Here is a 14,714-nt window from a genome sequence, read left to right on the forward strand (position 1 = left end):
GCCCGCCTGAAGGGTATCGTAACACGGCGTTTATTTCACTATAAAATCCAATGCTATCAACCTGCCACGCGTCTCATTTTCGCCGTGCTCCAGACCGTTTCCGCTCGCCTGCTGTTTAGCCGTCACAACGCCCGCCAAAAAAAATGTACGATTCCTCACGAGCTGGTGCTATTGTGAGCTAAATGTGTTTAGTAAATTAAACAAAGACGATGAATACCACTCCTGACTTCTCTTGTGATGTGTTGATTATCGGCAGCGGCGCTGCCGGCCTCTCCCTTGCGCTGCGCCTGGCAGAGCACAGTTCGGTGACCGTGCTGAGTAAAGGGCCGATCAGCGAAGGTTCTACGTTCTATGCCCAGGGCGGGATTGCCGCCGTTTTCGACGAGACGGACAGTATTGAATCCCATGTCGAAGATACCCTGATTGCCGGCGCAGGGTTATGCGATCGCCATGCGGTCACCTTCGTCGCCAGCAATGCCAGATCATGCGTCCAGTGGCTTATCGATCAGGGCGTATTGTTTGACACTCAGGTCCAGGCCAATGGCGAAGAGAGCTATCATCTCACGCGCGAAGGGGGTCACAGCCATCGGCGCATTCTCCACGCCGCCGACGCTACCGGCAAAGCGGTGGAGACGACGCTGGTCGATAAAGCCCTCGCCCACCCCAATATCCGCATCCTTGAGCGCAGCAATGCCGTCGACTTGATCGTATCGGATAAGATTGGCTTGCCAGGCACGCGCCGGGTGGTCGGGGCGTGGATCTGGAACCGCAATAAAGAGCGCGTGGAAACCTGCAGCGCGAAGGCGGTGGTGCTCGCCACCGGCGGAGCCGCCAAGGTTTATCAATACACCACTAACCCCGACGTCTCTTCCGGAGACGGTATCGCGATGGCCTGGCGGGCGGGCTGCCGGGTGGCGAATCTGGAATTTAACCAGTTTCACCCCACCGCGCTGTATCATCCGCAGGCGCGCAACTTCCTGCTTACCGAAGCGCTGCGCGGCGAAGGCGCCCACCTTAAACGCCCGGACGGCACCCGCTTTATGCCGGACTTTGACGAACGCGGCGAGCTGGCTCCACGCGATATCGTCGCCCGCGCCATCGATCATGAGATGAAGCGCCTTGGCGTGGACTGTATGTTCCTTGATATCAGCCATAAACCCGAGGCGTTTGTTCGCCAGCACTTCCCGATGATTTACGAGAAGCTGCTCGGCCTGGGAATTGATTTAACCAAAGATCCGGTGCCGGTCGTCCCTGCCGCACATTACACCTGCGGCGGCGTGATGGTGGATGATAATGGCCGCACCGACGTCGATGGGTTATACGCTATCGGCGAAGTCAGCTATACCGGGCTGCACGGCGCGAACCGTATGGCCTCGAACTCGCTGCTGGAGTGCCTGGTTTACGGCTGGTCCGCCGCGGAAGATATTGCCCGACGCCTGCCGCTGGCCCAGAAGGTTAGCACCCTGCCGGCGTGGGATGAAAGTCAGGTGGAGATCCCGGATGAACTGGTGGTTATCCAGCATAACTGGCACGAGCTGCGGCTGCTGATGTGGGATTACGTGGGGATTGTGCGCACCACCCGCAGGCTGGAGCGCGCCCTGCGGCGCATTACCATGCTGCAGCAGGAGCTGGATGAGTATTACGCCCGCTTCCGCGTCTCGAATAATCTGCTGGAGCTGCGCAATCTGGTGCAGGTGGCGGAGCTTATCGTACGCTGCGCGATGTTGCGCAAAGAGAGCCGCGGTCTGCATTACACCCTCGACTATCCGCAGCCGCTGCCGAACAGCGGCCCGTCGATACTGTCGCCCCTGGCTCACATAAAGAGATAAAAATCCGCGGTCAGAGCGGTAAAGCCTTCAGAATACTGCTGCTCTGGCCCGCGAATCGCCAGCCTGTCGCTGAAACACTCCCCCGCCGTCGGGGAGAAAGCCAGCAGCACCCGGTGCGGCGGCCGCAGCTCGGTCTCCGCCACGTCAGTGCGCAGTCGCAGGTGCCAGCCCATCGCGGTTGCCCGTTCGATAAACGCATTACCGATATCTACCGGCAGCACCACGCAAAAAAAGCCTTCTTCGGTGATATGTTCAGCGGCGCAGGTCAGCAGAGAAGTGTGATCGAGCGTAGTGGTATACCGCGCCTGCTCCCGCTGCGAGGTGGCGCAAGGCACCCCTTCCGCAAAAAAGGGCGGGTTACTGATTATCAGTTGATAGCGTCGGGTCTGCGGCGGCTGCCACTGATGAATATCGGCCTGACAGACCTCAACCCGCGCAGCCCATGGCGACGCGAGAGCATTTTCCTGCGCCTGGGCGGCGGCCTCTGCGTCCAGTTCAACCGCATCGACACATACATCATCGCCGGTACGCTGGGCGAGCATTAGCGCCAGCAAGCCGCTGCCCGCGCCAATATCCAGCACATGCTTCACCCCGGCAATCGGCGCCCAGGCACCGAGCAAAATGCCGTCGGTACCCACCTTCATCGCGCAACGATCGTGGGCGATAAAAAACTGTTTGAAGGTAAAACCATTGCGCGGCAGCGCAAACTTCGACTGAGACATCCTCAATAACCTTGCCGACAAAAACTCCTGAACGTAAGGCTATGCACAATACCGGAGAACAGATAGCCTTACAAACAGATGAACATTACGTCAGTAACGTCTATAATCGGCGGCCCACTCAGAGGTAGAACATGACTGTAACGACTTTTTCCGAACTTGAACTCGACGAAAACCTGCTGGAGGCCCTCCAGGATAAAGGTTTCACTCGCCCGACAGCCATTCAGGCCGCCGCTATTCCGCCTGCGCTCGATGGCCGTGACATCCTCGGTTCAGCGCCGACCGGCACTGGTAAAACGGCGGCGTATCTGCTGCCAGCGTTGCAGCACCTGCTCGATTTCCCGCGTAAGAAATCCGGCCCGCCGCGTATTCTTATCCTGACGCCGACCCGCGAGCTGGCGATGCAGGTGGCTGACCACGCCCGCGAGCTGGCAAAGCATACCCATCTGGATATCGCCACCATTACCGGCGGCGTAGCCTACATGAACCACGCGGAAGTGTTCAGCGAAAACCAGGACATCGTGGTCGCCACCACTGGTCGCCTGCTGCAGTATATAAAAGAAGAGAACTTCGACTGCCGCGCCGTCGAGACCCTAATCCTCGATGAAGCCGACCGCATGCTGGACATGGGCTTTGCGCAGGATATCGAAACCATCGCCGGTGAAACCCGCTGGCGCAAGCAGACCATGCTGTTCTCCGCGACGCTCGAAGGCGATGCGATCAAAGACTTCGCCGAACGTCTTCTGGAGGAGCCGGTTGAAGTTTCCGCTAACCCTTCGACTCGCGAGCGCAAGAAAATCCATCAATGGTACTACCGCGCTGACGATATCGAACATAAAACCAAACTGCTGGTGAATCTGCTGCAACAGCCGGAAGCTACCCGCGCTATCGTCTTTGTGCGCAAGCGCGAGCGCGTGCATGAGCTGGCCAACTGGCTGCGTGAAGCCGGGATTAACACCTGCTGGCTGGAAGGCGAGATGGTGCAGGCCAAGCGTAACGAAGCCATCAAGCGTCTGACCGATGGCCGCGTAAACGTGCTGATCGCTACCGACGTCGCCGCCCGCGGTATCGATATTCCGGACGTCAGCCACGTCTTTAACTTCGATATGCCGCGCACCGCCGACATCTATCTGCACCGTATCGGTCGTACCGGGCGTGCAGGTAAGAAAGGCACCGCGATTTCGCTGGTTGAAGCGCACGACCACCTGTTGCTGGGCAAGATCGGCCGCTACGTTGAAGAACCGCTGAAAGCTCGGGTGATTGATGAATTGCGACCAAAAACCCGCGCGCCAAGCGAGAAGCTGACCGGTAAACCATCGAAGAAAGTGCTGGCGAAACGCGCCGAGAAAAAAGAGAAAGAAAAAGAAAAGCCGCGGGTGAAAAAGCGCCACCGCGATACGAAAAATATCGGTAAGCGCCGGAAACCAAGCGCAGCCGGGACGCCATCAGCGCCCAACGAAGAGTAAAAAAAAACGCCGGGTTATCCCGGCGTTTTCACATCTGGCGTTAGCCTTACAGGCTTTCGGTAAAGGTACGAGCGATAACGTCGCGCTGCTGTTCCGGCGTCAGGGAGTTGAAGCGCACCGCGTAGCCAGAAACACGAATGGTCAGCTGCGGATATTTTTCCGGATGTTCAACCGCGTCCAGCAGGGTTTCACGACGCAGCACGTTAACGTTCAGGTGCTGACCGCCTTCCACGCGAACTTCTGGTTTCACGTCTACCGGGATTTCACGGTATTCGATTTCACCCAGTTTGCTGACCGCCACCACGTCATCTTCCGCAAAACCACCTTTGGCGCACAGGCAGCGCGCTTCGCCTTTTTCACTATCCAGCAGCCAGAAAGAGTTCAGCAGGTCGTCGTTTGCTGCTTTAGTAATTTGGATACCAGTAATCATTTGATGCCTCCCAGGCAGTGTTTATTCGATTTTGGCCTCTTCGCGGCCAATTGGTAAAACCATTGTTGTATGAGTGTATATATATCAGCCGCCCCTTCGGCATTCTTTGATGTAAATCAATAAAAACCACTCACTCTAAGTGGGTATGCAAGGATTTTGTTGTTTTACATCAAGTTACGCCATGCGCTGCTATAAATAATTTTGTAAATTTTCAATTTTTTTTGCATGAAGGCCCGCGTTGAGCCGTGCCGATTTTGTTCTGTAGAAAGAAGCCGTTAAGCTATAGCAATGACCCTTTGCAGGAGAGCAAGATGACCCCCCCTTTAACCTGGCATGACGTGCTGGCGGATGAAAAGCAACAACCCTATTTTCTCAATACTCTGAAGACCGTCGCCGAAGAGCGCCAGTCCGGGATCACCATCTATCCACCGCAAAAAGACGTCTTCAATGCGTTTCGCTTTACCGAACTGGGCGATGTCAAAGTCGTCATTCTCGGCCAGGACCCCTATCACGGCCCGGGGCAAGCCCACGGTCTGGCGTTCTCGGTTCGCCCGGGCGTCGCCATCCCGCCCTCGCTGCTAAATATGTACAAAGAGCTCGAGGCCACTATCCCTGGCTTTACCCGCCCTACCCATGGTTACCTGGAAAGCTGGGCGCGCCAGGGAGTGCTCCTGCTGAATACGGTCCTGACCGTCCGCGCCGGGCAGGCGCACTCGCACGCCAGTCTCGGCTGGGAAACGTTTACCGATAAGGTAATCGCGTTAATCAATGAGCATTGCGAGGGAGTGGTCTTTCTACTGTGGGGCTCCCATGCACAGAAGAAAGGCGCGATTATCGATCGCCAGCGCCACTGCGTACTGAAGGCGCCGCACCCGTCACCGCTCTCTGCACATCGCGGCTTCTTTGGCAGCAACCATTTCGTGCAGACCAATCAGTGGCTGACCGAGCGCGGCGAAGCGCCGATTGACTGGATGCCGGTCCTTCCCGCCGAAAGCGAGTGATCAACAGCCATAAAAAAAGCCAGCATCAGCTGGCTTTTTTTATTCAGGGACAGGTATTACGCCTTGTTCTGACGCCACCACTCCGCCAGCAGAACGCCGGTCGCCACAGAGACGTTCAGGCTTTCGACATTGCCGGTACCATCGATGGCGACGCTGAGGTCCGCGCTGGAGATCGCTGCATCCGACAGGCCATCGCGCTCCTGGCCTAACACCAGCACCATTTTCTTCGGCAGCTCGGCTTTAAACAGCGGGGTACCATTATGGCTGGAGGTCGAGACAATCGCGTAGCCCGCCTGACGGAATTGATCAAGAGTATCGATGAAGCTGTCGCCGGTGATCGGCTCAACATGTTCCGCACCGCCTTCCGCCGTACGGATCGCCGCGCCGGACTCCAGCACGCCGGCATCCTGAACCACAACGCCCTTCACGCCGAAGTGCGCGCAGCTGCGCATGATCGCCCCGAGGTTGTGCGGGTTACCCACGTCTTCCAGCGCCAGAACGCAATCTTCTTCTGCGGCCTTCGCGACCCACTGGGCAACAGAGGTGCCGTGCCGTTTTTTGATCAGGAAGCAGACGCCGCCGTGGTGATCGGTCCCGGAGGCTTTCGCCAGCTCGGCTTCATCAACCACATGATAGGCTTTACGGTTAGCCGCCATCCAGCGCAGCGCCTCTTTAAAACGCGGCGTCACGCTCTGGATAAACCAGGCGCGGACAATAGCTTCCGGGCGGCTCTGGAACAGGGCCTGACAGGCGTTTTCACCATACACGCGGGTCTCTTCCGCGCGCTGGCGACGCAGCACTTCCGGATCGATAAAACTCTTCCCGCTGATCCCGCCGTGATCTTCTTTTACCGGGGTCTCATCGCCAGGGGCGCGGGAAACGGTACGCCACGGGGACGCATCGTCACGATGAAAATCATCGCGCTTGCGGTCATCGCGTTTACGATCGTCACCGCGGCTGTTTCGTTCGTCACGCGCAGGGCGGCTGCGGCCGTCAACACGAGATTTTCCTGGACGACCTCCCCCTTTCCCGGTACGTGGGTTATGGGTGCGTTTGTCAGAATCATCATCACTGCGGACATACATCACTTTGACCTTGCCGCTTTTATTTTTCAGTTCGTCGCTCATCAATTTTCTCCACCTGCGCTGCGCGAAGCGCGCAGATTACCCGATGTGTCATCGCTTCGCCATGATTTCGTTTAAAAGCCGGCCTCTATTGCACTCATCGAACAAAACGCATTGTCCTTAAATAACACTTAATCGATAATATGTAACATCACAGAAACATATCGGCCACGTGCCACGTTGCAACCCATAACCAGAGGTTAGTTATGAATACCGTTTGTGCCAGTTGTCAGGCTCTGAACCGCCTCCCGGACGATCGTAGCGCGGATGGCGCAAAGTGCGGACGCTGCGGTCACGATCTTTTTGACGGCGACGTCATCAACGCGACCGGGGCAACGCTGGATAAACTCTTAAAGGACGATCTGCCGGTCGTTGTTGATTTCTGGGCGCCATGGTGCGGTCCCTGCCGTAGCTTCGCGCCGATCTTTGAAGACGTTGCGGAAGAGCGTAGCGGGAAGATGCGCTTTGTGAAAGTTAACACCGAAGCGGAACGTGAGCTTAGCGCACGGTTTCGTATCCGCAGCATCCCGACCATTATGATGTTCAAAAATGGCGAAGTGATCGACATGCTCAATGGCGCGGTGCCAAAAGCGCCATTTGATAGCTGGCTGAACGAAGCCGGACAGCAGTAATCCTTCCGGGGCACCGCTTGTGCCCCGTTTTAGCCTCTGCGACAATAGCGCTTTTCATTAGCGACTCCCATGACTGATAACGCTGTCCTTCGCCTGCGCGCCGAACGTCTCGCGCGAGCCACCCGCCCTTTCCTTGCGCGCGGCAATCGCATCCGCCGCTGCCAGCGCTGTCTGCTGCCGCTCAAGCAGTGTCTGTGCGCCACGTTAACGCCGGCGCAGTCCACCAGCCGCTTTTGCCTGGTGATGTTTGATACGGAACCGATGAAGCCCAGCAACACCGGTCGGCTCATCGCCGATATTCTGCCGAATACCGAGGCTTATCAATGGTCGAGAACCGAGCCGCCGCAGGGGCTGCTTGACCTGGTCGCCCATCCCGATTACCAGCCGATGGTGGTGTTCCCCGCCTCCTACGCCGGGCCGGAGCGCCAGGTCCTGAGCGCGCCGCCGTCTGGCAAACCGCCGCTGTTTATCATGCTCGACGGCACCTGGACCGAAGCGCGTAAAATGTTCCGTAAGAGCCCTTATCTGGACGCGCTGCCGATAATCTCCGTCGATCTGTCGCGCATCTCAGCCTACCATCTGCGCGAGGCGCACGCCGACGGACAATATTGTACCGCGGAAGTGGCTATCGCCCTGCTGGATCTGGCGGGCGATGCGCCGGCCGCCGCCGCGCTTGGCGAACACTTCACCCGCTTTCGGACCCGCTACCTGGCGGGAAAAACCCAGCATAAGGGCAGTATCACAGCGGGCCAGGTGGAAAACGTTTAAAATCATTCGGTCACTGGGATGAAAGGAGACCGGTATGAGCCAACGAGGCCTGGAAGCGCTGCTGCGACCAAAATCCATCGCCGTTATTGGCGCATCAATGAAGCCGCAGCGCGCTGGCTATCTCATGATGCGCAACCTGCTAGCCGGCGGCTTCAATGGCCCGGTACTGCCGGTGACCCCCGCCTGGAAGGCGGTGCTTGGGGTGCTGGCGTGGCCCACCATCGAGAAGCTGCCGTTTACGCCGGATCTGGCGGTGCTTTGTACCAACGCGCGACGTAATCTCGAGTTGCTCGAAGCCCTGGGGCAGAAAGGCTGCAAGACCTGCATCATTCTCTCTTCGCAGCCGGAACAGTATCCGGCGCTGCTGGCGTGCGCCACCCGCCATCAGATGCGCCTGCTCGGCCCCAACAGTCTCGGCCTGCTGGCGCCGTGGCAAGGGTTGAACGCCAGCTTTTCGCCGGTGCCGATCCATCGCGGTAAACTGGCCTTTATCTCGCAATCGGCTGCCGTCTCCAACACCATCCTTGATTGGGCGCAACAGCGCGAGATGGGGTTTTCCTACTTCATCGCGCTGGGTGATAGTCTGGATATAGATGTCGATGACCTGCTGGACTTTCTGGCCCGCGACAGCAAAACCAGCGCCATTTTGCTCTACCTTGAGCATCTCAGCGACGCGCGCCGGTTTGTTTCCGCCGCGCGCAGCGCCTCGCGAAACAAGCCGATCCTGGTGATTAAAAGCGGTCGTAGTCCCGCGGCGCAGAAGCTGTTGCACGTCAACTCCGGGATGGATCCGGCATGGGACGCGGCCATCCAGCGTGCTGGTCTACTGCGGGTCCAGGATACCCATGAGCTCTTCTCCGCCGTAGAAACCCTGAGCCATATGCGCCCGCTGCGCGGTGAAAAACTGATGATCGTCAGCAACGGCGCGGCGCCGGCGGCGTTGGCGTTGGATGAGCTTTGGCTGCGTAACGGTAAGCTGGCGACCCTCAGCGAGGAGACGCGCGAGGCCCTGCGCCAGGCGCTGCCGGGCGGCGTCGAGATCGCCAACCCACTGGATCTACGTGATGACGCCAGCAGCGAACATTATCAGCGGGCGGTGAATATTCTGCTTAACAGCCAGGACTATGACGCGCTGCTGGTGATCCACTCTCCCAGCGCCGCCGCGCCGGGCACCGAGAGCGCCCTGGCGCTGATCGACGCCCTGAAGCACCATCCGCGTGGCAAATATGTCACCGTGCTGACCAACTGGTGCGGCGAATTCTCCTCCCAGGAGGCGCGACGGCTGTTCAGCGATGCCGGCCTTCCCACCTACCGTACGCCGGAGGGGACCATCACCGCCTTTATGCATATGGTCGAGTACCGCCGTAACCAGAAACAGCTACGCGAGACCCCCGTGCTGCCGGACTCGTTAACCGCCAATACCAGCGAGGCGCATGCCCTGCTCCAGCAAGCGATCGATGACGGCGCCACCACGCTGGATACCCACGAGGTCAGCCCGGTACTCCGGGCCTACGGCATCCACACACTGCCAACCTGGATCGCTGCTGACAGCGCGGAAGCGGTGCATATTGCTGAGCAGATAGGCTATCCGGTTGCGTTGAAGCTGCGTTCCCCGGATATTCCGCACAAATCAGAAGTACAGGGGGTCATGTTGTATCTGCGTACCGCGGCAGAAGTGCAGCAGGCAGCGGATGCGATGATCGATCGCGTCAGGCTGGCCTGGCCCCGGGCGCGCATTCATGGCCTGCTGGTGCAGAGTATGGCCAATCGCGCCGGCGCCCAGGAGCTGAGAGTGGTGGTTGAGCACGATCCTCTCTTCGGCCCGTTGATTATGTTGGGCGAAGGCGGCGTGGAGTGGCGGGCCGAGGACCAGGCCGCCGTGGCGCTGCCGCCGCTGAATATGAACCTGGCGCGTTATCTGGTGATCCAGGCGATCAAAAATAAGAAGATCCGCGGCCGCAGCGCATTGCGACCGCTGGATATCGCGGGCTTAAGCCAGCTGCTGGTTCAGGTCTCGAACCTGATCGTCGACTGCCCGGAGATCCAGCGCCTGGATATTCATCCCCTGCTCGCCTCCGGCAACGAGTTTACGGCGCTGGATGTTACCCTTGGGCTTGCTCCCTTCAGCGGCGACAGTGAAAGCCGTCTCGCTATTCGTCCCTATCCGCACCAGCTGGAGGAGTGGGTGGTGATGAAAAATGGCGATCGCTGTCTGTTCCGGCCGATCCTGCCGGAAGATGAACCGCAGTTGCTCGCGTTTATCGCCCAGGTCACCAAAGAAGATCTCTATTATCGCTATTTTAGTGAGATCAACGAATTTACCCATGACGACTTAGCCAATATGACCCAGATCGACTACGATCGAGAAATGGCGTTTGTCGCCGTCAGGACCACCGCGGAACAGAGCGAGATCCTTGGCGTGACGCGGGCGATCTCAGACCCTGATAATATTGATGCCGAGTTTGCTGTGCTGGTCCGTTCAGATTTGAAAGGGTTAGGCCTGGGCCGAAGGCTGCTGGAAAAGCTGATCGCCTATACGCAAAGCCATGGCCTGCAACGGCTGAATGGGATTACGATGCCGAATAACCGAGGCATGATCGGCCTCGCCAGAAAGCTGGGATTCACCGTTGATATTCAGCTGGAAGATGGGATTGTCAGTCTGTCGCTGCCCCTGAATCAGGGATAATCGCGCGACGCTGACCGCAATTGTTGACCACATTAGCGGGTAGTAATGGTATTATTGCCCGCTTACGTCGTCTGCATGGTACAGAAGACCCTTCAATAAACAGAGAAGAAACGCACTGTGATGTTGTCAAAATTTAAGCGTAATAAACATCAACAACACCTTGCCCAACTCCCTAAGCTTTCTCAGTCAGTTGATGATGTAGAGTTCTTTTACGCCCCTGCGGATTTCAGGGAAGCGTTACTGACCCGGATTGCCAACGCCACTCAGCGTATATGCATTATTGCGCTCTACCTGGAGCAAGATGATGGCGGAAAAGGAATTTTGCAGGCCCTGTATGACGCCAAGCGTCAGCGTCCGCAACTGGATGTTCGCGTCCTCGTGGACTGGCACCGCGCTCAACGTGGCCGTATCGGCGCCGCCGCCTCCAACACCAACGCCGACTGGTATTGCCGGATGGCCACTGAAAATCCGGGCGTAGAGATCCCCGTTTACGGCGTGCCGATTAACACCCGGGAGGCGCTCGGCGTTCTCCATTTCAAAGGCTTTATTATCGATGACTGCGTCCTCTACAGCGGCGCCAGCCTGAACGATGTTTATCTGCATCAGCATGATAAGTACCGCTATGATCGATATCAGTGCATCCGAAACGGCAAAATGGCGGACGTCATGTTTGACTGGGTCGACAATAATCTGGTTCAGGGACGCGGTGTGAATCGTCTCGACAGACAGGATCGGCCAAAAAGTCCGGAAATCAAAAACGACATTCGCCAGTACCGTCAGGAGCTCCGCGACCGCAGCTACCATTTTGTCGGCACCGCCGGTGACGAAGAACTCTCCGTCACCCCGCTGGTAGGCCTGGGGAAATCCAGCCTGCTGAACAAAACTATCTTTCACCTGATGCCCTGTGCCGAGCACAAGTTAACGATCTGCACCCCCTACTTCAACCTTCCTGCCGTGCTGGTAAGAAATATCATCCAGCTGCTACGCGACGGTAAACAGGTGGAGATTATTGTCGGCGATAAAACCGCTAACGATTTCTATATTCCCGAAGATCAGCCGTTTAAAATCATCGGCGCGCTTCCTTATCTGTATGAAATCAACCTGCGGCGTTTCCTCAGCCGGCTGCAGTATTATGTGAATACCGATCAGCTGATCGTCCGCCTGTGGAAGGATGACGATAACAGCTACCACCTGAAAGGCATGTGGGTTGATGATGAGTGGATGCTGCTCACCGGCAACAACCTTAACCCGCGCGCCTGGCGACTCGATCTGGAAAATGCCATTCTGATCCACGATCCAAAGCAGCAGTTGGGGGCCATGCGGGAGAAAGAGCTGAAGCTCATCCGCACCCACACCACGGTGGTGAAACATTATCGGGATCTGCAAAGTATTGCCGACTACCCGGTGAAAGTGCGTAAACTGATCCGCCGACTGCGGCGGATCCGCATCGACCGGCTGATCAGCCGTATTCTCTGACAATCAGCCCCGCCTCGACGGGGCTTTTTTCTGGAAGCACTATGCGTACGATAATCGTGATTGCTTCGCTGATGTTAACGGGCTGCAGCCACATGGCAAATGATGCATGGTCCGGTCAGGACAAAGCCCAGCATTTTCTGGCCTCGGCGATGCTGTCTGCCGCGGGCAATGAATATGCGCAACATCAGGGTTACAGCCGGGACCGCAGCGCCGCTATCGGCCTGATGTTTTCTGTCAGCCTCGGCGCCTCAAAAGAGCTTTGGGACAGCCGCCCGGCAGGGAGCGGCTGGAGCTGGAAGGATTTCGCCTGGGATGTAGCCGGCGCGACCACCGGCTACGCTGTGTGGCAACTGGCGCACCAGTAGCGGCTAAAGACGCAGGCCTTTGCCCTTGCGATGCAGCATCCGGGAGACCAGGAAGGCGATGGCCGCCATCACCGTTACGTACCAGTAAAAAGCGTGCTCTATCCCCGCCGATTTAAGCGACAGCGCGACATACTCCGCCGAGCCGCCAAACAGGGCATTCGCGACGGCATAGGAAAGCCCTACCCCAAGCGCACGAACCTGCGCCGGGAACATCTCGGCCTTCAGGATGCCGCTGATCGAGGTATAGAAACTGACAATCAGCAAGGCGCAGATCACCAGGCCGAAGGCAGCATAGGGGGAGCTCACTTTTTGCAAGGCGCTCAGGATAGGCACGGTAAATAATGTCGCCAGTACGCCAAAGCACAGCATGGAGGTACGGCGGCCTACTTTATCCGAAAAAGCGCCGAACAGCGGTTGAACCAGCATATAAACGAACAGCGCCGCAGTCATGATCACGCTGGCGGTGCTGGCCGTCATTCCCGCCGTGTTGACCAGATACTTTTGCATATAGGTAGTAAAAGTATAAAAGGTCAGCGATCCGGCGGCGGTAAAGCCCAACACCATCACGAAGGCCCGGCGATTACGCCACAACCCTTTAAATGAGCCAGCCTCTTTCAGCGCCCGGGTCTCCTGCTTCGAGGTTTCGTCCAGCTGGCGACGCAGCCACAGCGCGACGATGGCCAGTACTGCCCCGAGAGCAAAAGGAATACGCCATCCCCAGGCATGCAGATCTTCGTCGCTCAGCACCTGCTGGAGCGCCACGACCACTAATACCGCCAGTAGCTGTCCGCCAATTAACGTGACGTACTGGAAAGAGGCATAGAAGCCTTTCTTTCCTTCAATCGCCACTTCACTCATATAGGTCGCGCTGGTGCCATATTCTCCACCGACCGACAGCCCCTGGAACAGACGGGCCAACAGAAGCAACGCCGGAGCCCAGGTGCCGATGACTGCATAGCCCGGCAGGCAGGCAATTACCAGTGAACCAAAGCACATCATGCAGACCGAAATAAGCATGGAAGTTTTACGTCCGCGGCGGTCGGCGATCCGACCAAACAGCCAGCCACCGATAGGACGCATCAGAAATCCGGCGGCGAATACGCCTGCCGTTTGTAAAAGTTGAGTGGTGGTATTTCCGGATGGAAAGAAGATATGGGCAAAATAGAGCGAGCAGAATGAGTAGACGTAAAAATCAAACCACTCAACCAGATTTCCCGAGGAAGCGCCAACAATTGCCCAAATACGACGACGGGTGTCAGCCTGCTCCGGCGCGGCCCGTTCGGTAATGCTACTCTCTGTCATTGTTATATTGCTCCAGCAAAGACTGCAATCTGTCTTGTCGGGCGTACCACGTCACGCAGACAAATTAGTTAGTAAACTAAATGTTATATAATTGTTATATCTTTATATGTGATTGCATTCACATTTTTTTTCGTAAGCACGGTTTTCGCGATCAACGCCAGTGCAGGAGCAAGGAAAAAGTGGATTATGGCGAAGGGATTGCCACGACGGGGTTTTATGTTGCTTTGAATGAAGATGATGAGGGAGATATGGTGGGATTTTCGCCGGAGGCGGTGCTGAGCCCCCCTGGCCGGGCTACCGGGGAGGCATGCCGGCACCCTCGCCGGATGACACAAACGCAAAAAAGCTCAGCCTTCCGACTGAGCTTTCTGCTTTATTTGATGCCTGGCAGTTCCCTACTCTCACATGGGGAGACCCCACACTACCATCGGCGCTACGGCGTTTCACTTCTGAGTTCGGCATGGGGTCAGGTGGGACCACCGCGCTAGTGCCGCCAGGCAAATTCTTTGTGCTCAGCACGCAATTCTTTATCGCATCAGCTGCGTTGCCTGCGCTCGTAAAGTCAGTCACATACTTCAGTATGCTCCTTCCTTTCTTTCGCTGGTCGCCTTGCTGCTGCGCAAATTATTGCGTACTCAACTCTGAATCTAAGCTGAAAATCTTCTCAAATCCGCCAAAACATCTTCGGCGTTGTAAGGTTAAGCCTCACGGTTCATTAGTACCGGTTAGCTCAACGCATCGCTGCGCTTACACACCCGGCCTATCAACGTCGTCGTCTTCAACGTTCCTTCAGGAGACTTATAGTCTCAGGGAGAACTCATCTCGGGGCAAGTTTCGTGCTTAGATGCTTTCAGCACTTATCTCTTCCGCATTTAGCTACCGGGCAGTGCCATTGGCATGACAACCCGAACACCAG

Annotated in this window: 12 protein-coding genes and 2 rRNA genes; 8 read left to right on the top strand and 6 right to left on the bottom strand. The window is 57.1% G+C overall.

The window, feature by feature from the left end:
- The first annotated feature begins 209 nt into the window (after positions 1-209).
- Positions 210-1,829, top strand: coding sequence for an L-aspartate oxidase (gene nadB, locus ACLEXF_RS09970; protein WP_017900412.1), 1,620 nt, complete (start codon positions 210-212; stop codon positions 1,827-1,829).
- Here the strand turns inward: nadB and trmN are convergent.
- Positions 1,814-2,551 (bottom strand): tRNA(1)(Val) (adenine(37)-N(6))-methyltransferase TrmN, encoded by a 738-nt coding sequence (gene trmN / locus ACLEXF_RS09975; protein ID WP_407259634.1) that lies wholly within the window; start codon positions 2,549-2,551, stop codon positions 1,814-1,816. The genes nadB and trmN overlap by 16 nt on opposite strands.
- Before the next feature lie 131 nt (positions 2,552-2,682).
- On the opposite strand from trmN, the gene srmB reads away from it, so the two are divergent.
- Entirely contained in the window at positions 2,683-4,014 is a 1,332-nt protein-coding gene (gene srmB, locus ACLEXF_RS09980; protein ID WP_004201817.1) for an ATP-dependent RNA helicase SrmB, read from the top strand.
- Positions 4,015-4,060: 46 nt separating this feature from the next.
- Here srmB and grcA read toward each other — a convergent pair whose 3' ends face one another.
- Positions 4,061-4,444 carry an autonomous glycyl radical cofactor GrcA gene (grcA, locus tag ACLEXF_RS09985; protein WP_002914084.1) on the bottom strand — a complete coding sequence of 128 codons (384 nt, stop codon included), beginning with the start codon at positions 4,442-4,444 and terminating at the stop codon, positions 4,061-4,063.
- A 311-nt stretch (positions 4,445-4,755) separates the two neighbouring features.
- On the opposite strand from grcA, the gene ung reads away from it, so the two are divergent.
- Complete coding sequence (ung, locus tag ACLEXF_RS09990) at positions 4,756-5,445, top strand: uracil-DNA glycosylase (protein ID WP_057216653.1); 690 nt, start codon at positions 4,756-4,758, stop codon at positions 5,443-5,445.
- 56 nt (positions 5,446-5,501) lie between these two features.
- Here the strand turns inward: ung and ACLEXF_RS09995 are convergent, their stop codons facing one another.
- Positions 5,502-6,572, bottom strand: coding sequence for a tRNA/rRNA methyltransferase (locus tag ACLEXF_RS09995; protein WP_004201815.1), 1,071 nt, complete (start codon positions 6,570-6,572; stop codon positions 5,502-5,504).
- A gap of 203 nt (positions 6,573-6,775) precedes the next feature.
- Between ACLEXF_RS09995 and trxC the strand changes: the two genes are divergently transcribed.
- The 5 genes from trxC to ACLEXF_RS10020 all read left to right on the top strand — a co-directional run bounded on the left by trxC (position 6,776) and on the right by ACLEXF_RS10020 (position 12,496).
- Positions 6,776-7,201, top strand: coding sequence for a thioredoxin TrxC (trxC, locus tag ACLEXF_RS10000; RefSeq protein ID WP_002914091.1), 426 nt, complete (start codon positions 6,776-6,778; stop codon positions 7,199-7,201).
- Between the two features lie 69 nt (positions 7,202-7,270).
- On the top strand, positions 7,271-7,969 hold the full coding sequence (gene tapT, locus ACLEXF_RS10005; protein WP_065697586.1) for a tRNA-uridine aminocarboxypropyltransferase: 699 nt from the start codon (positions 7,271-7,273) through the stop codon (positions 7,967-7,969).
- Between the two features lie 34 nt (positions 7,970-8,003).
- Positions 8,004-10,655, top strand: coding sequence for a bifunctional acetate--CoA ligase family protein/GNAT family N-acetyltransferase (locus ACLEXF_RS10010; protein ID WP_155008918.1), 2,652 nt, complete (start codon positions 8,004-8,006; stop codon positions 10,653-10,655).
- A gap of 120 nt (positions 10,656-10,775) precedes the next feature.
- On the top strand, positions 10,776-12,131 hold the full coding sequence (gene pssA / locus ACLEXF_RS10015; protein ID WP_114506380.1) for a CDP-diacylglycerol--serine O-phosphatidyltransferase: 1,356 nt from the start codon (positions 10,776-10,778) through the stop codon (positions 12,129-12,131).
- Between the two features lie 41 nt (positions 12,132-12,172).
- Positions 12,173-12,496: a YfiM family lipoprotein gene (locus ACLEXF_RS10020; RefSeq protein WP_004201811.1), complete on the top strand. Its 324-nt coding sequence runs from the start codon at positions 12,173-12,175 to the stop codon at positions 12,494-12,496.
- A gap of 3 nt (positions 12,497-12,499) precedes the next feature.
- On the opposite strand, the gene ACLEXF_RS10025 is transcribed toward ACLEXF_RS10020, so the two are convergent.
- The 3 genes from ACLEXF_RS10025 to ACLEXF_RS10035 all read right to left on the bottom strand — a co-directional run.
- Entirely contained in the window at positions 12,500-13,798 is a 1,299-nt protein-coding gene (locus ACLEXF_RS10025) for an MFS transporter (RefSeq protein WP_114506381.1), read from the bottom strand.
- 382 nt (positions 13,799-14,180) lie between these two features.
- Positions 14,181-14,296, bottom strand: a 5S ribosomal RNA gene (gene rrf, locus ACLEXF_RS10030).
- A 196-nt stretch (positions 14,297-14,492) separates the two neighbouring features.
- Positions 14,493-14,714 (bottom strand): 23S ribosomal RNA (locus tag ACLEXF_RS10035); the annotation flags it as partial.

The organism is Klebsiella pneumoniae complex sp. WS1778, assembly GCF_049472055.1.
GTDB classification, from domain to species: Bacteria; Pseudomonadota; Gammaproteobacteria; order Enterobacterales; family Enterobacteriaceae; genus Klebsiella; species Klebsiella quasipneumoniae.